21 protein-coding genes are annotated in these 23,059 nt (G+C 60.2%); 12 read left to right on the top strand and 9 right to left on the bottom strand.

Features of this window, described 5'->3' with window-relative positions; translation table 11 throughout:
- Positions 1-19: 19 nt before the first annotated feature.
- The 7 genes from LA304_RS07260 to LA304_RS07230 all read right to left on the bottom strand — a co-directional run bounded on the left by LA304_RS07260 (position 20) and on the right by LA304_RS07230 (position 7,883).
- On the bottom strand, positions 20-1,054 hold the full coding sequence (locus tag LA304_RS07260) for an imelysin family protein (RefSeq protein WP_224502442.1): 1,035 nt from the start codon (positions 1,052-1,054) through the stop codon (positions 20-22).
- Positions 1,055-1,064: 10 nt separating this feature from the next.
- Positions 1,065-2,672, bottom strand: coding sequence for a di-heme oxidoreductase family protein (locus tag LA304_RS07255; RefSeq protein ID WP_224502441.1), 1,608 nt, complete (start codon positions 2,670-2,672; stop codon positions 1,065-1,067).
- Positions 2,673-2,725: 53 nt separating this feature from the next.
- Positions 2,726-3,976: an imelysin family protein gene (locus LA304_RS07250; protein WP_224502440.1), complete on the bottom strand. Its 1,251-nt coding sequence runs from the start codon at positions 3,974-3,976 to the stop codon at positions 2,726-2,728.
- Between the two features lie 186 nt (positions 3,977-4,162).
- A complete protein-coding gene (locus LA304_RS07245; RefSeq protein ID WP_224502439.1) occupies positions 4,163-5,308 on the bottom strand; it encodes an ABC transporter permease in 1,146 nt (381 codons plus the stop codon).
- Positions 5,305-6,255 carry an ABC transporter ATP-binding protein gene (locus LA304_RS07240; RefSeq protein ID WP_224502438.1) on the bottom strand — a complete coding sequence of 317 codons (951 nt, stop codon included), beginning with the start codon at positions 6,253-6,255 and terminating at the stop codon, positions 5,305-5,307. Before LA304_RS07240 ends, LA304_RS07245 begins: the two co-directional genes overlap by 4 nt.
- Before the next feature lie 3 nt (positions 6,256-6,258).
- Positions 6,259-7,221, bottom strand: a complete 963-nt coding sequence (locus tag LA304_RS07235; protein ID WP_224502437.1) for an HlyD family secretion protein — start codon at positions 7,219-7,221, stop codon at positions 6,259-6,261.
- Positions 7,221-7,883, bottom strand: coding sequence for a TetR/AcrR family transcriptional regulator (locus tag LA304_RS07230; RefSeq protein WP_224502436.1), 663 nt, complete (start codon positions 7,881-7,883; stop codon positions 7,221-7,223). Before LA304_RS07230 ends, LA304_RS07235 begins: the two co-directional genes overlap by 1 nt.
- 282 nt (positions 7,884-8,165) lie before the next feature.
- On the opposite strand from LA304_RS07230, the gene LA304_RS07225 reads away from it, so the two are divergent.
- The 4 genes from LA304_RS07225 to LA304_RS07210 all read left to right on the top strand — a co-directional run bounded on the left by LA304_RS07225 (position 8,166) and on the right by LA304_RS07210 (position 14,875).
- Positions 8,166-9,827: an NAD(P)-binding protein gene (locus tag LA304_RS07225; protein ID WP_224502435.1), complete on the top strand. Its 1,662-nt coding sequence runs from the start codon at positions 8,166-8,168 to the stop codon at positions 9,825-9,827.
- Complete coding sequence (nifJ, locus tag LA304_RS07220) at positions 9,820-13,437, top strand: pyruvate:ferredoxin (flavodoxin) oxidoreductase (protein WP_224502434.1); 3,618 nt, start codon at positions 9,820-9,822, stop codon at positions 13,435-13,437. The genes LA304_RS07225 and nifJ overlap by 8 nt, the downstream gene beginning before the upstream one ends.
- A 213-nt stretch (positions 13,438-13,650) precedes the next feature.
- Positions 13,651-14,076 (top strand): cupin domain-containing protein, encoded by a 426-nt coding sequence (locus LA304_RS07215; RefSeq protein WP_224502433.1) that lies wholly within the window; start codon positions 13,651-13,653, stop codon positions 14,074-14,076.
- Positions 14,077-14,215: 139 nt separating this feature from the next.
- Positions 14,216-14,875, top strand: coding sequence for a L,D-transpeptidase (locus LA304_RS07210; RefSeq protein ID WP_224502432.1), 660 nt, complete (start codon positions 14,216-14,218; stop codon positions 14,873-14,875).
- A 35-nt stretch (positions 14,876-14,910) separates the two neighbouring features.
- On the opposite strand, the gene LA304_RS07205 is transcribed toward LA304_RS07210, so the two are convergent.
- Both LA304_RS07205 and LA304_RS07200 read right to left on the bottom strand, forming a co-directional pair.
- Positions 14,911-15,183 carry a hypothetical protein gene (locus tag LA304_RS07205; protein WP_224502431.1) on the bottom strand — a complete coding sequence of 91 codons (273 nt, stop codon included), beginning with the start codon at positions 15,181-15,183 and terminating at the stop codon, positions 14,911-14,913.
- A gap of 98 nt (positions 15,184-15,281) precedes the next feature.
- On the bottom strand, positions 15,282-16,247 hold the full coding sequence (locus tag LA304_RS07200; protein ID WP_224502430.1) for a 2-hydroxyacid dehydrogenase: 966 nt from the start codon (positions 16,245-16,247) through the stop codon (positions 15,282-15,284).
- Positions 16,248-16,567: 320 nt separating this feature from the next.
- Between LA304_RS07200 and LA304_RS07195 the strand changes: the two genes are divergently transcribed.
- From LA304_RS07195 to LA304_RS07160, 8 genes are read left to right on the top strand one after another with little or no spacing between them, the layout of a single operon-like run.
- Positions 16,568-17,119: a Na+/H+ antiporter subunit E gene (locus LA304_RS07195; RefSeq protein WP_224502429.1), complete on the top strand. Its 552-nt coding sequence runs from the start codon at positions 16,568-16,570 to the stop codon at positions 17,117-17,119.
- Positions 17,112-17,375, top strand: a complete 264-nt coding sequence (locus tag LA304_RS07190; RefSeq protein WP_224502428.1) for a monovalent cation/H+ antiporter complex subunit F — start codon at positions 17,112-17,114, stop codon at positions 17,373-17,375. Before LA304_RS07195 ends, LA304_RS07190 begins: the two co-directional genes overlap by 8 nt.
- Positions 17,372-17,710, top strand: a complete 339-nt coding sequence (gene mnhG / locus LA304_RS07185) for a monovalent cation/H(+) antiporter subunit G (RefSeq protein ID WP_224502427.1) — start codon at positions 17,372-17,374, stop codon at positions 17,708-17,710. Before LA304_RS07190 ends, mnhG begins: the two co-directional genes overlap by 4 nt.
- Complete coding sequence (locus tag LA304_RS07180; protein ID WP_224502426.1) at positions 17,707-17,958, top strand: hydrogenase subunit MbhD domain-containing protein; 252 nt, start codon at positions 17,707-17,709, stop codon at positions 17,956-17,958. The genes mnhG and LA304_RS07180 overlap by 4 nt, the downstream gene beginning before the upstream one ends.
- A complete protein-coding gene (locus LA304_RS07175) occupies positions 17,955-18,662 on the top strand; it encodes a Na(+)/H(+) antiporter subunit B (RefSeq protein WP_224502425.1) in 708 nt (235 codons plus the stop codon). Before LA304_RS07180 ends, LA304_RS07175 begins: the two co-directional genes overlap by 4 nt.
- A complete protein-coding gene (locus LA304_RS07170) occupies positions 18,659-19,018 on the top strand; it encodes a sodium:proton antiporter (protein ID WP_224502424.1) in 360 nt (119 codons plus the stop codon). Before LA304_RS07175 ends, LA304_RS07170 begins: the two co-directional genes overlap by 4 nt.
- Positions 19,012-22,137: a proton-conducting transporter transmembrane domain-containing protein gene (locus tag LA304_RS07165; protein WP_224502423.1), complete on the top strand. Its 3,126-nt coding sequence runs from the start codon at positions 19,012-19,014 to the stop codon at positions 22,135-22,137. The genes LA304_RS07170 and LA304_RS07165 overlap by 7 nt, the downstream gene beginning before the upstream one ends.
- On the top strand, positions 22,134-23,051 hold the full coding sequence (locus tag LA304_RS07160; RefSeq protein ID WP_224502422.1) for a respiratory chain complex I subunit 1 family protein: 918 nt from the start codon (positions 22,134-22,136) through the stop codon (positions 23,049-23,051). Before LA304_RS07165 ends, LA304_RS07160 begins: the two co-directional genes overlap by 4 nt.
- Positions 23,052-23,059 lie beyond the last annotated feature (8 nt).

Genomic DNA, 23,059 nt, shown 5'->3' with positions numbered 1-23,059 from the left:
GACGTTCCGGCAATTTGCCTTAGTCTCCGTCAGACGCGTTGAACCCAGCGGACACACCCAACGACGCACCGACCTCATTCGCGATATGCCCGAGGATCGTATCGATGTTTTGCCCCACAATCTCGATCTTCAGACGCCTCATCGGGTCGGCCGCACCGGAGAAATCGGGATCATCAAGCGCCTCCGCCAAGGCCAAAGTCTGTTCAAAGGCGTCGTCGGTTTTCGGTGTCTCGCCAGGGGCCAGCTTGTGCGCCAGGTCGCGCGCTGCTTCGAGTTGCAGGATCACGTTGCGCTCTGACCGCGCCGAGCGGTAGGCCTCTGCACGGGTCGGGCGCGGACGCTCAAACGTTCCGATCGGACGACCGATGCGCTGATCCTTGGTGTTCTCGAGGGACGAATTCAGCATGGTGTACAGCGCCTGAACGCTCTCCATCTGGCTCAGGTAAATTGGGCTCTCCGCCTCACCGGCCAAAAGGAGCGTATCCTTGAACCCGCCATCTTCGGTCCACTCCATATCAATCGCATGCGCCATCCGACCGAGATCGTTAGAAATCGCCTGAACGAGCGCACAGGAATAGGAGCCCGCGTCATAGTCGTCGAACTGCGGATCAAAGAGCATGTATTCGAGTGCGAACAACCCGCGCAGAGCGATTGACGCATCCGAGAAACCCTCTGCGTCATTGACCACCGCGTCCTCGTCCGCGATCGCGCGGGCGAGCGTTCGGGGGATCATGCCCTTTTTGTCCGGCCAGAATGCGATTGCGAGGATGCGTCCGTTTTCCTCGACCGGCCCCATATGGAGGTGTTGCAGCCCCATCCACGCATCAAAAGCAGCATGATAGGCCGGCTGCATGGCTGCGGGTGTGCAATCCGCTGCGCTCGCTAGAACCAGGTCGCGTGCAGCATCATCAAAGCGCTCCACGGCGGGAACCGTGTGCTCCATGACGGCCCGCTCGAGTGACCGCGCCTGTATCTCCGCCAAACTCGGCTCCGACTGCGCGAAGAGCGGGGAACACATGGCGGTGGTCAGAAGAGCAGCGAGGGTGAAACGCATCGAATTTCTCTCAAAGTGAGTTCAGGAAACGGAGGAGTGCGGCGCGACGCTCCGGCTGGAGGTGGACGACAGCATCGCGCGCCGCCTCGGCTTCGCCACCATGCCACAGAATAGCCTCAAGAACAGAGCGCGCTCGTCCGTCATGGAGAAGGTATGTATGGCCAGAAACCTGCGCCGTCAAACCGAGACCCCACAAAGGGGCTGTGCGCCACTCTGCGCCGGTCGCGCGCCCCTCGGGCCGGTTATCTGCGAGACCCTCCCCCATATCGTGGAGCAGCAGATCGGTGTAGGGCCAGATCAGTTGGAACGAGAGCGGCGCGTCTTGTTCGTCCGCGAGGCGGTGGGTCACGAAATTCGGCTGATGGCAGGCCGCGCAGCCGATGTCATGGAACACTTCCTTACCGAGGAGAACTTCTGCATCCCCCGCCTCCGTCCGGCGGGGCACTCCGATGTGGGTCGCGTAGAGCGTCAGGAGATCGAGACCGGTCTGGTCGATCTCCGTGCCCCGCACATCTCCGTCTCCATGTGGCGCTGCGATGCAGTCGGCTTGCTCCACTGTGCAATCGCCCCATGCGGCGGGAAAAAGCGGCGAGGAGATGCCGATGTCTGACGAGAGTGCGGAGGCCGATTGTTGTTCAACGGTTGGATTGAACGCCTTCCACCCGAACCGGCCGAGCATTGGCGTGTCGAATTCCCGTGACCAGACGATATTCGGGCGACCGGAGATCCCGTCCCCGTCTTCGTCATGAGGATCGGCAAGCGCGAGTATGTCATCGACCGGAATGGCCTCCAGAAGTCCTAGGCCGATCATCGGATTGGCGACGCGCGGAGAGACCTGAAGATCATCGGGGAGCGGTCCTGAACGCAGATCACCAATGTCAAACGTCGGTTTGCGCAGGAACGCGGTTTCTCCGCCGGCAAGTAGGACTTCTATCTCTTCGTAGTTGACCGTCCATTTCGCCTCGGGTTCCAGCCCCAGAACCGCACGATCCTGAAGCTGACCACCATATGCCGGCACAGGGCGTGCGCGCGGCGTGGCGGCGTCCCCGTCTAGCGCCTGCAAATAGGCCTCAATCTCGGTCAGTGGCGCTTCGGGTGCGGCAGGCACCGAAAGTTTAAGGAACATGGAGGTCTTCAATCCGCCGAGAGCGGCTTCCCCCTCAGGCGGGCGACCACGACCGTTTCCCGGATGGCAACGCAGGCAGGCCCGCGCATTATAGAGTGGCCCGAGACCGTCAGACGCTTTTGTCGAGGACGGCGAGGACACCCAAAGCTTGTCAAAAAGCGCCTCTCCAAGCAGAAAATCAAGTTCCGTGGCCTTATCAAACCCGCCAGATGGTTTTCTGAAAACACCATCTTCCTCGGTGCGCTCGGTGCTGGCCGCGCCGGCAGACAAGGCTTCGAAGGGTTGTGGGGTATCGAAGGACTTCGGAGCAGACAGAACACCGGCAATCCGGTCCCGCTCCACATCCGTGCGCGGCACGACATTGAGGTGCACATCGGAGAGCGATTGCGCGGTCAGGTCCGTTGCAAAGGTCGTCGGGAGCAAAAGCACAAGCGTCACACCAATGGCGTGACGCTTGCGAAGATTTTTCACGCTGCGGAGGAATACGGGCATTGCGCTTTCCCGGTCATGAAAAGGCGGGCCGGATGATCCAGCCCGCCACAAAATCACTGGAATACAGCGTCGGGATTATCGAGGCTGTCGGACCCTTCCACCTCGATCTCGGTAGACAGTGCGGCAACTGCGCGCTCGATCTCACGGGTCTGCGCGACAAGTGCGTCAACCGCAGACATGATCAGTTCTTCACCGGCTTCGTTGCCTGCTTCGAGCATTTGGTCATAGGAAAACCCTGCTTCTGCAGCGGCCTTGATCTGGCCAAGTTCGGCAACTGTGTGATCGACAGCCGCTGTCAGGTCGGCTGCAAGCGCCGGATCGGCGGCTTCGAGCAGGTCCTGAAGGCTCTCACCGGACACGAGCGTTCCATCGACGCGGACGTACTGACCGACGTAAACGTTATGGATACCCAGTCCGTCGTAATAGTGCGAGTTGTGGGTGTTGTCGGAGAAACAGTCGTGCTCTTCTTCCGGATCGTTGAGCATCAGGCCAAGCTTCATGCGCTCACCCGCTTGCTCACCATAGGACAAGGAGCCCATGCCGGTCAGCATCGCGGTGATGCCTGCAGACGGATCGGCCAGAACGGTTTCACGTGCTTCACCGCCGTCGGCCCATTGCGCAGCCATATACTCGAGATCGGAAACCAACAGTTTCGTCGCTGCCGTCAGGTACTGAGCACGGCGATCACACGCACCGCCGGTGCAGCCCTCGCCCACAACGTAGTCGGTGTATGGACGGTTGCCCGCGCCATGGTCGGTGCCATTTAGGTCTTGCCCCCACAGCAGAAATTCGATGGCATGATAGCCGGTGGCGACGTTGGCCTCGACTTCGTCCGCCTCATGCAGCGTCTCGCCGAGCAGCTCCGGCGTGATCACAGACGCATCAATCGTTTCGCCCGAGATTTCGAACGTCGGGTTCGCAATCACGTTGAGCGCGGCCAGCGGGTTCTCGTCGGTGGCGCCGCCATACACAGCGTCAACATAGTCGATCAGCCCCTCATCGAGCGGCCATGCGTTCACCTTGCCTTCCCAATCATCAACGATCGGGTTGCCGAAACGGAACACCTCGGATTGCTGATACGGCACACGGGCGGCAAGCCACGCGGATTTGGCAGCCGTCAGCGTTTGATCGGACGGAGCAGCAACAAAAGCTTCAATCGCAGCGTCCAGGTGCTTCGCCTTGATCAGCGAGTCTCCGTAGATTGCTTCTGCGATATCGGCGTAGTTGGCCACCACTTCGGCTTCTCCGGCGAAGGCGGTGGCTGGCAGAGCGGCGGCGATCATGGCCGTCATCATGCGTTTCATGAACTCGTGTCCCTTTTGGTTTGGTCGGCCTGTGCGTCGGCCCTCAGTCTCTCGATTTGCATAGACCCATGCCGCCCCAAGGGGCTGCATTTGGCATGCGCCAATAACTGAGCGAATTACTTGGTTATGTCAATCCTGATTATTTTAATAGGATTTTGACCCGCGCGCATTGCACCGTAGCTGGGCTCAATCGAGTGTCTGCCGATACCGCTTGAGCGCGATGACGATGACCACGAGAAGAATCACGACGATTGCCCCCATGTTGGGGAGCACCTCCTGAAACCCTGCCCCTTTGAGCATCACCTTACGCACGAGGCGGAGGAAATGCGTGGCAGGGATGGCCGTCCCGAGGGTCTGCGCCCAGACGGGCATGGCGGCAAACGGAAACATGAAGCCGGACAGGAGGACGGTCGGCAGGATCGTGAAAAAGGACAGTTGCATCGCCTGCAACTGATTCTGCGCCACAGTCGATACGAGAAAACCGATGGCGAGGTTCACAATGATGTAGAGATTGAAGCCAACAAAGAACGCCCCAAAGGAGCCGGAAAAAGGCACCGAAAACAGCACCCGCGCGGCCACGAGGAACACCACCGTCTGCACGTAGCCGACAAACACATAGGGCAGGATTTTCCCAAGCATCACCTCGGCGGCGGTCACAGGCGTCGCGATGAGGCTCTCCATTGTCCCTTTTTCACTCTCGCGGACAATCGCTACAGCGGTAATGAGGATCATCGTCATGGACAGAATGATCGCCAAAAGTCCGGGCACGATATTGATGGAGGTTTCCTGCGCCGGATTGTAGGCGCGGTGGATGACCACGTCGAACGGCGCTTGCGAGCTCGCCGAAGATGCATGCGGGCCGGTCAGGCTTTGCTCTATCGCAGTTTCGACAACCCCGTTGATCGCACCGATCGCCCCCGCCGCTGCAACGGGATCAGAGGCATCCACTGTGAGCAGGATTTGAGGATGGAGGCCGCGGATCATGTCGCGCTCGAACCCTTCCGGCACCGTCAGAACCACCTGCGCGGTGCCGTCCTGAAGCGCCTCTGCGCTCTCCGTTTCCGACGTTGAAATCCCGATAAAGTCGAAATAGTCCGAGGTATCCATCGCCGCCGTCAGCGCCCGCACCACGACGGCTTCATCGTTCATTTCCACGAGGGTCGGCAGGTTATGCGGGTCGGTATCAATGGCGTATCCGAAGAGCAAAAGTTGCATCACCGGAATGCCGATCATCATGCCAAAGGTGACACGATCACGGCGCATCTGGATGAACTCTTTGACCAGAACCGCGAGGAAGCGTGCGAAGGAAAAGACGTCGGACATCCGTTTCATGCCGCGCCCTCCGTTAGAAAGTTGTCCTTCGCGCCCGCCATGAGGTAGATGAACGCCTCTTCGAGACCCGCACGCTTCGCCGTCCACTCATGCACGCCGCGCGCCCTCTCACGCGCGGCCAAGGCATCGAGCGCCGCCTGATCCGTGCCGGAGACATGCAACTCCGCCCCGAATCGGATCACCTGCCCCGCGCCCTCCGCATCTGCGAGATAATCCTCCAAGGCGCTCAGGTCAGGCCCCGTCACCACATAGGTATGCAACCCGATCTGGCGCGGAATCTCGCCCGCTGCTCCGTCAATGAGCTTTTTCCCGTAGGCGATATAGGCGATGTGGTCGCATTGGACGGCTTCGTCCATATAGTGTGTGGACACGAGGACCGTCACACCCCGTGCGGCCAGCCTCCTGATTTCATCCCAGAAATCGCGCCGCGCCTTCGGATCCACACCTGCAGTCGGCTCATCGAGGAGTAGCAAATCCGGATCGTGGATCATACAGGCCGCGAGTGCGAGCCGCTGCTTCCACCCGCCCGACAGCGTGCCTGCCAACTGCCCTGCCCGCCCCTCAAGGCCCAGATCGCGCACGGCCTCAACCACCCGTGCCTTTCGGTTCGGGACGCCGAACATACGGGCCACGAAATCAAGGTTCTCCGCGATGGTCATGTCTTCGTAGAGCGAAAACTTCTGCGTCATGTATCCGACGCGCTTTTTGATCTCGCGGCTGTCATTGACGATATCGAGCCCGAGGCAATGTCCCTCCCCACCATCAGGTGTCAGCAGCCCGCACATCATGCGGATGGTGGTGGTTTTGCCCGACCCGTTCGGCCCGAGAAAGCCATAGATCGCCCCCTTCGCGACCTCCATGTCGAACCCGTCCACCACGGTCCGCTCACCGAAGATTTTGGTCAGGCCACGGACAGAAATGGCAGGATCGCCTTTGCCTTCGGCCATGTCCTACTCCTCCGCAGCGGTTGAGGCATCAACGGTCACAGGCTGCCCCGGACGCAGGTTCGCGGCCCCCTCGACCGTCGCTTCAACGCGGTACACCAAACGCCCCCGCGCCTCCCGCGTGTAGAGGATGGGTGGCGTGTACTGCGGATCAGAGGCCAGCCGCGTGATGGTCGCGGTCAGGTCGGGCGCACATCCTTCGCACGACAACGCCACCTCATCCCCGACTTCCAAATCCGCGCGCTCTGCTTCCGGCACAAAGAACAGCGCAATCCGACCGTCCGGCGGCAGGATCGACACGACAGGCGTGCCAGCCGAGGCCACTTCGCCTTCTGTGAAATAAACCTTCTCGACCCGACCGGACACGGGCGCAAAGACTTTGCGATCTTCAAGGTCCGAACGCGCCAGATCAACCTGTGCCCGCGCGGCCTCAACCACTGCCTCAGCCGCACGTCGCTCCGCGTCGCGGGCGGGCAATTCGGCAACTGACAACTCCGCTTCGAGCTGCGCGACTGACGCCTTCGCCTCATCCACCGCCGCCCTCTGATCGTCGACAGCCGCCTGCGTCGTTGCGCCTCGATCCAGAAGCGCCTCGGACCGCTCCAGCCGCGTTCGCGCAATATCGAGCGCCACGCGCGCCTGATCCAACGATGCGCGAATAACGGCAGTCTCCGCATCGCGCGAGCCTGTCGAGAGATTGACCAAAGTCGCCTCGGCCTGCGCCAGTTGCGCCTCTGCCGCCCTCAACGCGGCCGCATACTGCGCATCGCGGAGCGCAAATATCAAAGCGCCCTCTGACACCTCTCCGCCCTCGACCACCGCAATTTCCTCGATCCGCCCCGCGGTCGCAGGCGCGGCGTAGGTGAAGTCGCCTTCGACATAACCGTCATACACATACGGTGTCGGCGGCACGATACCCGGATAAATCGACGCGATGATCGACACGAGCCAGCTAGGAAGATCAGTCATCAGGACACTCCTTTTTCCGGATCGAGGCCTGCAAAGAAGACACTCAGATGCGTTTCAAACAATCCGTTGAGATCAAGCCCTTGTTCAGGGGTAATGCCGAAGACCTCAGCCAGAAGCATATGAACGAATATCGGCCCGATGAGAGACCGCGTGAGCATCTCGGGATCGAGGCGTCGGATATGCCCCTCATCCATGGCGCGCCCGAAGAGCGCCGAGAGTTCGGGAAGGAGACGGGACAACACCCGATCCGCGTAAATCTTCGCAAGTTGCGGCTGGCTGTTGGCTTCATGGATGATGAATTTCGGCACTGCGAGAATCTTTTCATCACCGATCCCCGCTGCAATCAGTCCGGCCAAACGGCGGATCAACGGGCGCGGATCTCCGGTGTGAGCACGGATCGCGGCGATGACCTCATCCGCCATGCCCCCGACGGCCCGATCGACGAGGGCGGCCGCGATGGCGTCTTTCGAGGGGAAGTAGAGATAAACCGCCCCTTTCGAGACCCCTGCACGGCGGGCGATGTCTTCGACCCGCGTTCCGGCGAAACTCTTCTCGACGAACAAAGATAACGCCGCATCGAGAATTTCATCCGGCCGCGCCTCTTTGCGGCGGCGGAATTTCGGCTCCGGAGTTTGACCTGAATCGGCTGTCTCGTCGGACATGTTGCACCTCGGATGAGTCGCGCCCAAAATAAATAACTGACCAGTCATTTATCTAATTTCGAGCCAGAAGTAAAGATGATGTCCGGCGGCACCAGACAGAGCAACAATCGATCAAGGCCCTCAGTCGAGCCAATCCTGAACCTCAGAAAATTTCAAAAGAAACACACTGAAAATCATAGCGTTGCGAGGCAAATCTCACATGCGCAATCCTTGATGTATATCAACGCCCAAAGCCCTTTTCCCCGCCATGGTGCATCAACCTCAGGATGAGAAAGCCTCGCCATGCCCAACTCCGCGAATACCTCAAAAGGCACCAAACGCGCCGATTTTACGCCGCTCGTTGACCAGACGAAGACCGCAGGCACAGGTCCGATCCGCAGCCAAATCCCGAGCTATGTCACCCTCACCCCACCCTGCGCTGCGGCCTGTCCGGCGGGGGAAAACATCCGCGAATGGCTCGCGGCTGCATTAGACGGAGATTACCGGACCGCGTGGGAAATCCTGACCGCTGAGAACCCGATGCCCGCCGTGCACGGTCGCGTCTGTTATCACCCCTGCGAAGGAGGCTGTAACCGTGGGGAGGTTGACGCCTCTGTGTCCATCCATGCGGTGGAACGGTTCCTTGGCGACATGGCAAATGAAAAAGGCTGGACCTTCACCGCAACCCAGCCTCCCTCCGGCAAAAAGGTGCTCGTCGTGGGGGCCGGTCCATCCGGCATGTCCTGCGCCTATCACCTCGCCCGGTTGGGCCACAGTGTCGAAATCCGTGAAGCAGGCCCCATCGCAGGCGGTATGATGCATTTCGGCATTCCGGCGTACCGGATGCCCCGCGCGGAGCTAGCCCACGACGTCGCGCGAATTGAGGCGCTCGGCGTGAAGATCACGCTGAACCACAAAGTTACCGATCTGATGGCGGAGAAAACGGCGGGCGGTTTCGACGCCGTCTATCTCGCCATCGGCGCAGGTGCGGGCAAACATGTTGATATCCCCGCGAAGGAAGCGCCGAAAATCCTCAATGCCGTGACCCTGCTCTCCGAGGCCTCGAAAGGCGATGCCCCTCTTCTCGGTCGTCGGGTCGTTGTTTACGGCGGCGGCAATACCGCCATGGACGCCGCCCGCACCGCCAAGCGCCTCGGAGCGACAGAGACCCTCATCGTCTATCGCCGCGACCGCGAGCACATGCCCGCACATGAGTTCGAAGCGGACGAGGCCATGGCCGAGGGTGTCAAAATCAAATGGCTCACCTCGATCAAAGAGATCGAGGGCGACGCGCTCAAGGTCGAGCGGATGGAGATCGACGCGAACGGACGCGCCAAGCCGACGGGAGAATTCGAGACCCTCGCCGCCGATGCGGTCGTCCTCGCGCTCGGTCAGGAAACCGACAGCAGTTTCTTGCAATCCGTGCCGGGCCTAACGTTTAGCTGGAATGGGACGGTGGAGGTCGGAGAGAACCGGATGACCGGCTGTGAAGGCGTCTTCGCGGGCGGCGACATGGTGCCCGACCAGCAGAGCGTCACAATCGCCACGGGACACGGCAAGCTTGCCGCCCGTCACATCGACGCGTGGCTCGACGGGCGGACTTATGAGGCAGATGAACCGCCCGCCCTCGTGACCGCCGATATGCTCCACCTGCCCGTCTACTCGGATGTGGACCCGAAGGAACAGGCCTCTATCGCAAAGGTCCGACGCGAAGCGAGCTTTGACGAAGTCCTGCTCGGCCTCACCGAGAAAGAAGCCCGCTATGAGGCCTCGCGCTGCTATTCCTGCGGGTCTTGTTACGAATGCGACAACTGCTACGCCGCCTGCCCTGAGGACGCGATCCAGAAGAACGGCGCAGGCAACGGCTACACCATCGACGCCGCCAAATGCACCGGCTGCCAGTCCTGTTTCGACCAATGCCCCTGCCACGCGCTCGAGATGATCCCGGAGGTTTCCCATGCTTGATCACGGCCAAAACAATCCGGCGAATGCGCCCGTGCAAGCCACGCTCGACGGCAACACAGCGGTCGCCCATATTGCCTACCGCGTGAATGAGGTGTGTTCGATCTATCCGATCACACCGTCCTCACCGATGGCAGAACTCGCTGATGACTGGACCGCCGCAGGTGTCAAAAACATTTGGGGCGATCAACCGGTCATTCAGGAAATGCAATCAGAGGCGGGCGCTGCCGGCACCGTGCACGGCAGCCTTCAAGCGGGGGCGTTGACGACGACCTTCACCGCGTCTCAGGGCCTCATGCTCATGTTGCCTAATATGTTTAAAATCGCTGGGGAACTGACGCCGACGGTGTTCCACGTCGCCGCACGCGCCTTGGCGACCCATGCGCTTTCGATCTTTGGCGACCACTCGGACGTCATGGCCGCGCGCTCCACAGGGTTCGCGATGCTGGCCTCCGCGTCCGTGCAGGAAGCCCACGATCTCGCGCTCGTGTCCCACGCCGCCACGCTCCGCGCCCGCATTCCGTTCATGCATTTCTTCGACGGGTTCCGCACCTCGCATGAGGTGAACACAGCGACGCTCATTCCCGATGCGCAAATCCGTGCGATGATTGACGATGATCTGGTCCGCGCCCATCGCAAGCGGGCATTGTCGCCCGAAAACCCGTTTATTCGCGGCACCGCGCAGAACCCTGACGTGTTCTTCCAAGGGCGCGAGGCGTCCAACCCGTTCTATGCCGCCGTGCCTGATATCGTGGCCGAGGAAATGGAAAAGCTCGGTGCAATGACAGGCCGCCATTACCAACCGTTCGACTATGTCGGCGTCCCTGATGCCGAACGGGTGGTGATCGCCATGGGGTCCGGTGTCGAAGTGATCAAAGCCACCGTCGAGGACCTCGTCGCGAAAGGCGAGAAGATCGGCCTCATCATTGTCCGTCTCTATCGCCCCTTCTCCGTCAAACACCTGCTCGCCGTCCTTCCCGAAAGTGTCTCGAAAATCGCTGTTCTCGACCGTTCCAAAGAACCTGGCACGACGGGGGAAACGATGTATCTCGATGTGGTCTCCGCATTGTCAGAGGCCTTTGCGACGGGTGCGAGGGCGACAATGCCGCGTGTGATTGGCGGGCGGTATGGCCTGTCGTCCAAAGACTTCACTCCCGCACAGGTCAAAGCCGTCTTCGACAACCTCGCTAAAGAGACCCCCAAAACGGGCTTTACCGTTGGCATCACGGACGACGTGTCCCACACCTCTCTGGCCGTCGACCAGACCTATGACATCGAAAAAGACAACGTGGTCCGTGCCGTGTTCTATGGCCTCGGCGCAGACGGCACGGTCGGGGCCAACAAGAACTCGGTGAAGATCATCGCCGATGAACCTGGTCACTATGCGCAGGGCTACTTTGTCTATGACAGCCACAAATCCGGCGCGGTGACGGAAAGCCATCTGCGGTTCGGCCCCGAGCCGATCGAAGCCCCCTATCTGATCCACTCCGCGAACTTCGTCGCCTGTCACCAGTTCCACTTCCTGATGAAGATGGATGTGCTCAAGTTGGCTGCAAAAGGCGCGACGTTCCTTCTCAACTCCCCTTATGGTCCAGAAGCCACATGGGACCGTCTCCCGCGCTCCGTTCAGCAGTCGATCATAGACAAGGACCTCAAATTTTACGTGATCGACGCTTCTCAGGCCGCCCGCGCGGTTGGCCTCGGGGCGCGGACGAACACGATCCTGCAAACCTGTTTCTTTGCGCTCTCAAATGTCCTCCCCCGCGACGACGCCATCGCGAAAATCAAAGCAGCAATCAAAAAGACCTATCAGAAGAAGGGTCAGGCCGTTGTCGATATGAACTTTGCGGCTGTGGATGGAGCGCTTGCGGGTCTCCACGAGATTGCGGTCCCCTCCGAGCCAACAAGTATCATCGAACGTCCCTCCCTCGTTCCGCAGGATGCGCCCGACTTCGTGCGCGACGTGACGGCGAAGATGATGGCAGGTCTGGGTGACGATATCCCTGTCTCCGCCCTCCCTGTTGACGGTACCTTCCCCTCTGGCACGGCTGCGTGGGAGAAACGCAATGTCGCGGAGGATGTGCCGGTTTGGATCGCGGAGGACTGTATCCAGTGCGGCCAGTGTTCCTTCGTCTGCCCGCACTCTGTGATCCGCGCGAAGTATTTCGATGAAGAGTTGCTCGACGGTGCACCCGAGGGCTTCAAACACGCGCCGGTCAATGCGCGGGGCTATCCGGGGGCGGAATTCGCGCTGGAGTTCTATTTGGAGGACTGCACGGGTTGCAGTCTCTGTGTCGAAGCCTGTCCCGCAGTATCGGAGTCCGACCCGACACAGAAAGCCATCAACCTGCATCCGAAAGCCGATCTGCCGGAGAAAGAACGCGAGAACATCGCCTTCTTCGAGAGCCTGCCCGTGAATGACCGCTCCCGCGTCGATTTCGCGAATGTGCGGGGCGTGCAATTCCTCGAGCCGCTCTTTGAGTTCCCCGGCGCTTGCGCGGGCTGTGGCGAGACCCCCTATGTGAAGCTTCTAAGCCAACTCTTCGGGGATCGCCTTATGGTCGCCAATGCCACAGGGTGTTCGTCGATCTACGGCGGCAACCTGCCTGTGACACCGTGGACGAGAAACGCAGAAGGACGCGGGCCTGCATGGGCGAACTCTCTCTTTGAGGACAACGCAGAGTTTGGCCTCGGCTTCCGTCTCGCGGCAGACAAACAGACGGCTCTCGCACAAGACCTTCTCCGCAAGCTGGCCCCAGAGGTCGGCGAGAACTTGGTCGAGGCCATTCTCACTGCACCGCAGGTCCGCGAGTCAGAAATCCGCAGACAGCGCGAGCGTGTGGGACAGCTTAAGACAAAGCTCCTCTCGCTCCCGCGTTCCGCAGATACCGACCACCTTCTCTCCCTCTGCGATCACCTCGTCAAACGGGCGATCTGGCTCGTGGGCGGTGACGGCTGGGCCTATGATATTGGCTATGGAGGGCTGGACCACGTCCTCGCCTCGGGCCGGAACGTCAATATCCTCGTGATGGACACAGAAGTCTACTCCAACACCGGCGGTCAGGCCTCCAAAGCCACGCCGCTCGGCGCCATCGCCAAATTCGCCGCCGCAGGCAAACGCACCAACCGCAAGGATATGGCGCTCCAAGCAATCGCCTATGGCAACGTCTACGTGGCGCAGGTCGCACTCGGCGCGAATCCGCAGCAAACGCTCCGCGCTTTCCGCGAAGCCGAGGCGTGGGACGGTCCCTCGATCATCCTCGCCTATAGTCACTGCATCGCGCACGGGATCGACATGTCGAAAGGCCTCGATCAACAGGGCAAAGCGGTGAAATCGGGCTACTGGCCACTCCTGCGCTATGATCCGGCGCTGCACGGCACGGGCACACCGCCCTTCATGCTCGACAGTCCACGCCCGTCCCTGCCGTTCAAGGACTACGCCTATGGGGAATTGCGCTACAGGCAACTGAGCCAGACGCGCCCCGAGGAGGCCGCCGAACTTCTGAAAATGGCGCAGGACGGTATCCTCGACAAATACCGCACCTACGAGGAGTTCGCGGAGATGGAGAAAGGGCCAGACCCGAGCCGCGTGATGGGAACCGGCTCTTTCTAGACCATGCAACAGACAAGGACGACACAAACGCCCGCTCCCGCCCGAGCGGGCGTTTCCTTTTCAGAAACGGGGACATGGCGCGAAACCTTCCCCCCACCTGACTATTGACGCGAGGTCACCTCTCTGACCGAATATCTGAAACCACTCCGTCAGAGGGTGGCGAAAATAAACGCATATCAATTTTCAAAATGAAAAGAGACACGGGAGGACCCTATGCCAGAAACGCTTGAATGGCTCGGCACCAGCTACAAAACAATTCTCAGCCCCGAAGGCAGCGGCGGCGCCATGTCCATCGTCGACAGCACCTCTCCGCCCCAAAGCGGCCCGCCGCGTCACATCCATCACAACGAGGACGAGGCCTTCGTGATCCTCACAGGCGCGTGCAAGGTCTGGATCGCAGGCGAGGAGACCATCGTGAAGGCTGGCGAAACGGCGTTCATTCCGCGCGGCACAGAACACACATTCAAAGTCGTCAGCGAAGAGCCCTGCCGGCACCTCGTCATTCTAACTCCGGGTGGATTTGAAGGGTTCTTTGCCGCCATGGCCAAAGATCAGTGCAAAATCCCCGAGGACATGCCGAAAGTCATAGAGGAAGGTGAGAAGTTCAACATGACCTTTACCGGCCCGCCGCTCGACTAAGGCCGGGCCTTGTGGACAGCGACGCAGCCTCGAACACGCGTTTGTGCGTCGCTTTTCACCTTAGCTTCATCTCTAATAGATTTGATTTCCGAGGGCTTTGTCCCAGATATGAATGACCCCATGCGTTGAAAGGTCCGACATGCTAACGAGAAGACACTTTATCCGGACATCCACCGCGTTGTTCTCGACAACCGCAGTTGGCCTCCCTGCGATGGCAGCCACCAAAAGCGATTGGGATCGGTGGGACGCACAGGTCACACCAGCCGCGTTTGATATCAGAACAACGAATCCGTGGGGCCTCCACGACCGCTTCCTTCCGCGCCGCGTCGAGGCGAATTCGGGACTCATTCCCGGCGATATTCACGTCGATGCCGTGGCCCGCTATCTTTACCTGATCGAAGAAGGTGGCACTGCAATGCGCTATGGCGTGGCGATCGGGCGCGATGGTCTTTATGAGCCCGGCACATACACTATCAACCGCAAAGCCAAGTGGCCGTCATGGACCCCAACGGCTGCGATGATCGCCCGCGAACCCGAGGTTTATGAGAAATACGCCGACGGGATGCCTCCGGGTCCGCGCAATGCGCTCGGCTCCCGCGCGCTGTATCTCTACGTCGGCAACCGTGACACATACCTGCGCATTCACGGAACGCCCTACCCGCGCTCAATCGGAACGCGTGCGAGTTCCGGATGCGTGCGGATGGTGATGGCCCATGTCATCGATCTCTATGATCGTGTGAATACAGGCGCGACGGCTCATCTCTATCCCGCAGAGAACTACGTCACGGCGCAAAGCTGAGTGAACGGGCGCGCGACAAGGCGCGCCCCGACCCCTTACATCGCTGTTTCAAGCACTCCGGGCGATTGTGCACAGATCGGGCGGCCTGACGTCGTACGCAATGGCAGCATCGTCGTTTCCACCGGTCCGCGATGCTGATACCAGAAACAGTTGTCCGTAGGGTTGAGCTGAACAACGGTGAGATCTTGCGACGGGTCCGCCAATGACACGACACTTTCAGGAACTTCTTTTAGATACCCGTCCTGCGTCATGGGGGCAGCACACCCCGCGAGCGCAAAACAGCCGCCCAAAATCCAAGCATATCTCATCCGAAAATTCCCTTTCGCGTCATTCATCACCGGAGCACGTCCCCTATCCATGTAAGATAAACCGCCGTCACGTAAAGCATTTCTGCATCCACTCCCGTTCAATTGACCGGTGTCGGGAGCGGCGTCCCCTCAAAATACGCCGTCAGGTTGGCACATTGCGCGATGCTCATGTCGCGGCGGGTCTCAACAGTTGAGGACGCTTGGTGCGGTTGCAAGAGCACGTTCGGCAGCGCGATCAATCGCGGATCGACGTTTGGTTCGTTGTAGAAGACGTCTAGCCCCGCGCCCGCAATCTCTCCCGCTTCAAGCGCAGCGATGAGCGCCTCCTCGTCAATACATGTTCCGCGCGCGATGTTGATCACGACGCCACGCGGACCAACCGCGGAGATGGCCTCTTTTGACACATAGCCCTTCGTCTTTTCGCCACCGACCACAGCCACCACGAGCCACTCGACAGCATCCGCGAGCGCGACCACATTCTCTCCGTGATAGGTCCAATCCGCAGGCGTGTCCTTTGCGCTACGCGAGGTATAGTGCACTTTCATCCCGAACGCGGCACACCGGTCTGCGATGGCGCGCCCGATACGCCCCATGCCAGCGATTCCGACAGTCGCCCCCGACATTTTCCTGTTGAGCGGCAACTCACGCCCTGACGCCCATGTGCCCTCACGAACCCAGGCATCCCCGCGGACGATTTCTCGGGACCACGCAAGCATCATCGCGAGAGCCAGATCGGCGACGTCTTCGTTGAGCACATCCGGCGTGTTGGTTACGCGAATACCGCGCTCGGTTGCAGCCGCCACATCAATCGCGTCATACCCGACACCGAACTGGGAAATGATCTCCAGATTGGGAAAGAGGTCCATCTGCGCACCATCAATGGGGCGATGCCCCTTATTCGCGATTGCCCGAACTTTGCGGCGCACTTCTTCGGGCAATGCGGCACGGTCCTCTGCAGTCGCCGCGTGAATCGTCTCTCCAACCGTCTCAATCCGCGCCAACTCCCCGTCATCGAACGAAGCTGAGGAAATGAGAATCGCGGGATTTTTGTTTTCGGATGTCATGGCTCGGACCTTCTTTATGACCGTAAAGAAATTAACTTTCGACGCGCGTGGGCTGACTGCAGGTTTATTGTTTTGCGGGAACTTTACCCCGCAAAAGGCCAGAAAAAACCGCCCAGCCCCTCACAAAAAACGGTTTCTTTGTTCGAAGTCAAATAAGCAGCTTTGAATATGTGCTCTAACCGTCCCCAAGACATAGCTAACCTCCTCACCCCGAACGGGTTCGTCCCGATAATTGCTCCGACATTTGGCCACCCGAACCCGCAGGTCTGCGGCTCCGAACGGGTGCCTGCATGCTCACGCCAGAAACGGAGATCCTTCTCATGAGCGACACACATCTCGCAGACAAAGGTCAAACTGCGCCGCCGCCCCTAGACGGTCTCAGCGGGGGCGTCTCTCTACGCCTGTTCGCGACTTTGTTCCTCTTCTGGGTTTTGCTCAATGCGTCTCTGTCATTCGCGACAATCCTGTCCGGTCTTGTCGTCGCGGGCGTCATCTCGGCGGCCTTCGGGCGGCATTTATCCTTCCTGTCAGGCTTTAACCTCGCGCCAGCGGGCATCTTCGCGGCGTTCCAATTCATCGGGTATTTTCTCAAGGAACTGGTAAAGGCAAACCTCTCACTCGCCGCACTGGTCATGAAACCCTCGCTCCCCATCTCTCCCGCCATCGTCAAAGTGCGCACCACGCTCACCGATCCGGTGGCGCGGCTTTTGCTCGCGAATGCGATCACCCTCACACCCGGCACGCTCACCTGCGAGATTAAGGGCGAGTTTCTCTACATCCACTGGGTCGTCACCAAGAGCACCGACCTAGACGAAGCCACACAAGAGATCGTTGCCGGGTTCGAGCGGTATCTGGAGGTGATGTATGGCTGATCTGTTCCTCATCCTCGCGGGCGTCCTCACGGTGCTCACCTTCGCAATGGCGGGCTACCGGTTCTTCAAAGGCCCAACCGCCGCAGACCGCATTGTCGGCTTTGACGCCCTGACCATTGTCTCCGTCACAGGAATCATCCTCGCCGCCCTCATCAGCGGGCGGGCAATCTACCTCGACGTTGCACTGGTCTATGCGCTCCTGTCCTTCCTCGGCGTCCTCGTCGCCGCCAGATACATCGAAGGAGGTGAAGAATGATCCTCTCCGGTTTTCTCGACACTCTAGGCGCATTCGTTTTCGTGACCGGCGCCGCTTTCCTCGCGCTAGGAGGCCTCGGCCTCGTGCGGATGCCTGACGTCTACAACCGTATTCAGGCGGGCACGAAAGCCACCACCCTCGGCACGCTGCTCGTCCTCGTCGGCACCGCGCTCATCGAGCCGTCGTGGGCGATCAAACTGTTGCTCATCATGCTCTTCCTGATGTTTACCAACCCGCTGTCCTCACAGGTCCTCGCCCGCGCCGCCCATCGCGCCGGTGTCCGTCCAAAAGGCGATGCAGATTACCTGTCCCGCGACATGGAGGACCTGACATGATCGGCCTCACCATCCTCGGCGCGGTGCTTGCGCTCGCATCACTCTCCGCCGCCGTGCTCGCCCTGCTCGCCAGATCGACACTCGTCGCCGTGCTCGCGGCGGGCCTCGTGTCGCTCTTCGCCTCCGTGATGTTCCTGCTCCTCGCCGCGCCAGACGTCGCCATGACCGAGGCCGCCATCGGCTCCGGCCTCACCACGTTCCTGTTCATCTTCGTGATGGGCCGCATCCGTCGGGAGGGCACACAATGACAACACGCATGGCCATTCCATTGGTGCTCGTTGCACTCCTCGGGACCGTCTTCTTCGCTCTCTTCAGCAGCTACACGCCCGACGCCAGCCTAAATCTCACAGCAAGCTATTACGCGGATCAAACCGTTCCTGAAACTGGTGCTCAGAACATCGTGACGGCGATTATCGTGACCTATCGCGGGCTTGATACGCTCGGGGAAGTCACTGTCCTGTTCCTGACCGCAGCCATCGTCGGCCTTGTGCTGTCGCAGTCCAAAGCCCCCTCCGCCCATGCAGGCGCAGGAGGCCTGCCCTCGGGTGAGTTGCTCCAGACCGGCGCGCGGATGCTTGTGCCTGTGATCCTGCTCTTCGGCGCTTATGTCTTCATTAACGGGCACCTGACCCCCGGCGGCGGGTTCCAAGGCGGGGCGATTGTCGCCTCCGCGATGCTGCTTATGCTGCTCGCTGATCCCGCTGAACGCTTCTCACATGGCCTGATCTCGAAAATCGAAAGCTCCGCGGGCCTGACCTACGTCATCCTCGGTCTTCTCGGGCTGCTCTTTGCCGGTGGCTTCCTCGACAACAAGATCCTGCCGCTTGGCACCTTCGGATCGATCTTCTCCGCAGGAGCCATCCCGCTGATCTATGTGCTCGTGGGTCTCAAGGTCGGGGCGGAATTCTCCTCTATCCTGACATCTCTCGAAGAGACGGAGGACGCAGAATGACCCTCGTTCAAATCTCTCTCGCCACGGGCTTTGCCCTGATCTTCCTCGGCCTCTACGGCGCGCTGAGCAATCGCAATATCCTGCGCATGATTGTGAGCTTCACGATAGCCAGCACAGGCGTGAACCTCGTGCTCGTGGCGGTCGGCTATCTCCCCGGACGCGAAGCCCCGATCCTCGACACGATCCCCGTTGCATCTGCCGCCGAACGGATCACCGATCCGGTCCCACAGGCCCTCGTCCTCACAGCCATCGTCATCGGCCTCGGGGTCACCGCCCTCATGCTCGCATATGCCTACCGGCTGTTCCGCGCCCGCGGGAGCCTCGACATCTCTGATTTTACGGAGCTGAAATGGTAAATCCTCTCCTCATCCTCGCCGCAGGTCTAGGTGCGGCCTTCCTTCTCGGGCTTTTGCGCGAGACCTCAGAACGGGCGGCCTTTCACACAACCGTTGGCGCGCTGGCTGTCATGGCCTTCGTTGCCCTGTCATGGACCGTCGCGCTCGCCTCGGGTCAAACTGACCCCGTCGAAATGCTCACGGCAGGGGCGAAACCGCCCTTCGCCATCAATCTCCGGACGGGCATTGCCGAAGCCGCGTTGACCTCGGTCGTGACGCTCACGGGTCTCCTTTCTGCGTTCTTCATGCGCCGAGATCTTCTCCGCCTCGGGCGACGCGCCATGGCGGTGCTGCTCGTCCTCATCATGGCGCTTTCGGGCCTCATCATGACCCGAGACCTGTTCAATATGTTCGTTTTCCTCGAACTGATCGTGATCGCGACGGCGGGCCTCGTGCTGCTCTCCAAAGACACGCGCGCCTTAGCCGCTGGGTTCAAATACCTCGTCGTGTCGCAGGTCATCTCGATCCTACTCTTGATTGGCATAATCTTTACCTACCACGCCAACGGCTCGCTCAATATCGACGACATCTCCGAAGTCCCGATGGGCGCGAATGGCGCGTCGCTTGCCATGTTCCTCGTGTTGATCGCGCTGATCCTCGAACTCAAACCCTTCCCCGCGAACGGCTGGGCGCTCGACATCTATGAATCCGCCCATCCCGGGTTTTCCGCCATCTTCTCCGCCGCCTCCGGCAGCGCAGCCCTCTTTGCGGTCTACAAAGTTCTCGCCATGGCTGGTCCCGATTGGGCCCTGCTCGCCGCTGGGATTGGCATCGTGACCTTTGTCGGCGCGAACCTTCTTGCCCTCGCGCAGACACATGATCGCCGCCTGCTCGGATATAGCTCTGTCGGTCAGATCGGTCTCATCCTGCTCGTCATCGGGTTCGCGGATCGTCTGGGCGACAGCTTCCTCTACATTGCCGGTGGGCTTCTCGTGTCGCATGCGATTGCGAAGGCGGGCCTCTTCTGGCTCTCCGGCATGGTGAAAGCGCGCGACCTGTCCGATTGGGCCGCGCTGCGGGAAAACCCTGTGCTTGTGGTTCTGTTTGCCGTCTTCATCGCGATGCTGACGGGCCTGCCGCCCTTCCCCGCCTTCTACGCGAAATGGTCCTTCGTGCATGTCCTCGCGACCGATGGCGCCTACAGCCTCATGGCCGTCTTCCTCATCGCTGCGCTCATTGAGGCCACTGTGCTCTTTCGGTGGTTCGGGATGGCGCTCAAACGCAGCAGTGGGCATAGCCTCCATATTTCTCTGACGGGTGAGGCCATCGCACTTATCGCCGCCGCGCTGGCAATCGCTGTGAGCTGGGTTTGGGGCAACCTGTCGGGTCAAGAGAACTTAATCACACTCGTTCCCCTGCTCTTCGCCCTTCTGTTCCTGCCACTCGACATCCTGCCCGCGCGGATCAAGAACGTCCTCGCCATCGCAGGTCTCGTGTTCTGGTTTGCGGTGACGAAAAACGGCCTCGATCCACTCCGCTACGTCTTCCTGATCATCATGGTCTTGGGGGGCGCGATCCTCTTGCTGGCCTCGTTCCATGCAACAGGGCGTCGGATGGGTTTCTACACGCCAGCTCTTCTGATGTTCGCCGGTATGGGCCTACTCGTGACGTCCGAGACAAGTTTCCAGTTCTTCGCAGCTTGGGAATTCCTGACGGTTGGCAGCTATTTCCTCATCCTGCGCGGACAGGATAGCGAGCCTCATGCGCTCTCTTACATCACCTTCTCGCTCGGCGGGGCCTTTGCCCTCCTTGCAGGGTTTGCCATTGCCGCAAACGGCGCTCCGACTTTTCCCATCGAGAACCTGTCCGAAGTTCCGTCCAGGATCGCCCCCTATGTCTTCGTCCTCCTCGCCGCAGGTTTCCTGACGAAAACCGCCGTCATGGGCCTCCACATCTGGCTCCCCGGCGCACACGCAGAGGCAGAGACGGATGTGTCGCCGATGGTCTCCGGTATCCTGCTCAAAGCCGGTTTGTTCGGTCTCTTCGTTCTCCTGATGGAAATGGGGCGGCAGGAGCTCTTTGGTGTTGATCTCACCATCGTGCTCGTCTGGCTCGGGGCACTCTCCGCCTTCATCGGCGCGGTGCTCTCTGCCTTCCAAGAGGATGCCAAACGCCTGCTCGCCTACAGCTCCATCTCGCAAATGGGCTATGCGGTCTTTGGCCTCGCGCTCATGAACCACCTCGGATGGCTCCTCGCGCTCATGTTCGCGATCAACCACTTCGTCTACAAAAGCATGCTCTTCCTCGCCGTCGGCGGCGTCAAAGAGCGCACGCATACGAAGCTCATGTACAAAATGGGCGGGCTGATCACCCTCATGCCCTTCACCTTCGTCTCCGTGCTCGTCGGCATCATCGCCATGTCTGGCGTCCCGCCGCTCTCCGGTTTCGGGGGCCGCTGGATTTTCTACAACGCGATCATGTCCACGGACCTGCGTCTGCCGATGATCCTGATCTTCATGGCGGGTCCGGTCGGCTTCCTCTACCTGTTCCGCCTGATCCACACGATCTTCCTCGGCCAACTCAAAGACGAGTTGCGCCTCACGAAAGAAGCTCCGTTCTGGATCCTCCTGCCGCAGATGCTTTTCGTGGGCTTCCTTCTGTCCTTCGCGATCCTGCCCGGCATGATCTTGCGCCGTGTGGACAGCTATATCGGCACGCTCTTCGGGGATACGCCGCTCGTCTGGACCGGCAAGATCGTCGATAGCCAATACGGCACATGGAACCCCGTCGCGATCTGGGGCGTCATCGCCACGGTGTTTGTGGTCGTCTTCATCCTGCTCATCTGGATGAACCACAACGCGCAGAAGGTGAAGCAGTTCAACATCGTCTTCTCCGCCGAACGCCCGTTCAAACCGCAGACAACGCACTTTGCGTGGAACTTCTTTGCGCCATACCGCAAGGCCATGGGGTTCCTTGAAACGCCTGTCGCAACGAGCTTCTGGAGCGGCGTCTCGAACATGCTCCACGGCACCGCGGACTTCACCCGCAAACTCTACACAGGCAACGGCCAGACCTACGCCGTGCAACTGCTTTTCTTCGTCATTGCCGTCTACCTGATCGCCATGGGAGGCCTGTCATGAATTCGCTTCCGAACTTCGAATGGGTCCAAGTGGCCTATGCCCTCCTGACGCTCTTCATCGTCATCAACTACGGGATGGTGATGACCGCCGTCGTGCGCAAGATCGGCGCGCGGGTCGGAGGGCGCTACGGCATCCCTGTCTGGCAAAACTACATCGACCTCGCCAAGAACATCGCCCTGCGGTCCAAAATCACCCACGGCGTGATGTTCTATCTCGGGCCAGTGTTTCGTCTCACGGGCGGTGTGGGCCTACTGTTGTTCGTTCCGACGATCTACGGCTCCGAATGGCACCAAAACTTTTCCTACGCAGGTGACCTGATCCTCGCGCTCTACTTCATCTTCTTCGGCACGCTGGGCATGGCCCTCGGCGCGGGCGAGAGCGGGCATCCCCACAGCGCCATCGGCGTCTCGCGTGGCCTATCGCAAGTGACCATGGCCGAGCTACCGCTCGCCCTTGGGGTCTATGCTCTGTCGCTCCAGTATCAGACGCTCGACATCACCGAAATCGTCGCCGCGCAGCAGGGCTCCATCTTCAACTGGACCGTGTTCACCAACCCGCTCGCCACTGTCGCCGCTATGGTTGCCTTTGTGGGCACCATGATGCGCTCTCCGTTTGACGTGGTGATCGCGCCGCAGGAAATTCCGATCGGCCCGCCGACGGAATACCACTCCTCTTATCTGGCGCTGATGCAGACGAACCGCGTGCTGTTTCCGGTCGCGAAAACCGTCATCTACATGAACCTGTTCTTCGGAGGCGCCACCTCCTGGGCCGAGTTCGCAATCAAAGTGTTCTGCCTCTACATGGTGTCCGTCGTCATCGGCGTCGTGCACCCGCGTTTCCGCGTTGAGCAGAGCATCCGCTTTTTCCTCAAATGGGGGCTGCCGATTGGCGTCCTCGCCATCCTGACCGTGTGAGGGTGAGA

It is taken from the genome of Celeribacter litoreus (assembly GCF_020165855.1).
Lineage (GTDB): Bacteria > Pseudomonadota > Alphaproteobacteria > Rhodobacterales > Rhodobacteraceae > Celeribacter > Celeribacter litoreus.
This window is presented reverse-complemented; position numbering and strand designations above follow the sequence as displayed.

What these genes read in the sequence shown, in the direction of transcription:
- LA304_RS07180 (WP_224502426.1), top strand. Translation starts at nt 17,707, where the DNA reads ATGATCGGCCTCACCATCCTCGGCGCGGTGCTTGCGCTCGCATCACTC.
- mnhG (WP_224502427.1), top strand. Translation starts at nt 17,372, where the DNA reads ATGATCCTCTCCGGTTTTCTCGACACTCTAGGCGCATTCGTTTTCGTG.
- LA304_RS07175 (WP_224502425.1), top strand. Translation starts at nt 17,955, where the DNA reads ATGACAACACGCATGGCCATTCCATTGGTGCTCGTTGCACTCCTCGGG.
- LA304_RS07235 (WP_224502437.1), bottom strand. Translation starts at nt 7,221, where the DNA reads ATGACTGATCTTCCTAGCTGGCTCGTGTCGATCATCGCGTCGATTTAT.
- LA304_RS07190 (WP_224502428.1), top strand. Translation starts at nt 17,112, where the DNA reads ATGGCTGATCTGTTCCTCATCCTCGCGGGCGTCCTCACGGTGCTCACC.
- LA304_RS07160 (WP_224502422.1), top strand. Translation starts at nt 22,134, where the DNA reads ATGAATTCGCTTCCGAACTTCGAATGGGTCCAAGTGGCCTATGCCCTC.
- LA304_RS07165 (WP_224502423.1), top strand. Translation starts at nt 19,012, where the DNA reads ATGGTAAATCCTCTCCTCATCCTCGCCGCAGGTCTAGGTGCGGCCTTC.
- LA304_RS07250 (WP_224502440.1), bottom strand. Translation starts at nt 3,976, where the DNA reads ATGAAACGCATGATGACGGCCATGATCGCCGCCGCTCTGCCAGCCACC.
- LA304_RS07240 (WP_224502438.1), bottom strand. Translation starts at nt 6,255, where the DNA reads ATGGCCGAAGGCAAAGGCGATCCTGCCATTTCTGTCCGTGGCCTGACC.
- LA304_RS07205 (WP_224502431.1), bottom strand. Translation starts at nt 15,183, where the DNA reads ATGAGATATGCTTGGATTTTGGGCGGCTGTTTTGCGCTCGCGGGGTGT.
- LA304_RS07255 (WP_224502441.1), bottom strand. Translation starts at nt 2,672, where the DNA reads ATGCCCGTATTCCTCCGCAGCGTGAAAAATCTTCGCAAGCGTCACGCC.
- LA304_RS07210 (WP_224502432.1), top strand. Translation starts at nt 14,216, where the DNA reads ATGCTAACGAGAAGACACTTTATCCGGACATCCACCGCGTTGTTCTCG.
- nifJ (WP_224502434.1), top strand. Translation starts at nt 9,820, where the DNA reads ATGCTTGATCACGGCCAAAACAATCCGGCGAATGCGCCCGTGCAAGCC.
- LA304_RS07215 (WP_224502433.1), top strand. Translation starts at nt 13,651, where the DNA reads ATGCCAGAAACGCTTGAATGGCTCGGCACCAGCTACAAAACAATTCTC.
- LA304_RS07170 (WP_224502424.1), top strand. Translation starts at nt 18,659, where the DNA reads ATGACCCTCGTTCAAATCTCTCTCGCCACGGGCTTTGCCCTGATCTTC.
- LA304_RS07225 (WP_224502435.1), top strand. Translation starts at nt 8,166, where the DNA reads ATGCCCAACTCCGCGAATACCTCAAAAGGCACCAAACGCGCCGATTTT.
- LA304_RS07260 (WP_224502442.1), bottom strand. Translation starts at nt 1,054, where the DNA reads ATGCGTTTCACCCTCGCTGCTCTTCTGACCACCGCCATGTGTTCCCCG.
- LA304_RS07200 (WP_224502430.1), bottom strand. Translation starts at nt 16,247, where the DNA reads ATGACATCCGAAAACAAAAATCCCGCGATTCTCATTTCCTCAGCTTCG.
- LA304_RS07230 (WP_224502436.1), bottom strand. Translation starts at nt 7,883, where the DNA reads ATGTCCGACGAGACAGCCGATTCAGGTCAAACTCCGGAGCCGAAATTC.
- LA304_RS07245 (WP_224502439.1), bottom strand. Translation starts at nt 5,308, where the DNA reads ATGAAACGGATGTCCGACGTCTTTTCCTTCGCACGCTTCCTCGCGGTT.
- LA304_RS07195 (WP_224502429.1), top strand. Translation starts at nt 16,568, where the DNA reads ATGAGCGACACACATCTCGCAGACAAAGGTCAAACTGCGCCGCCGCCC.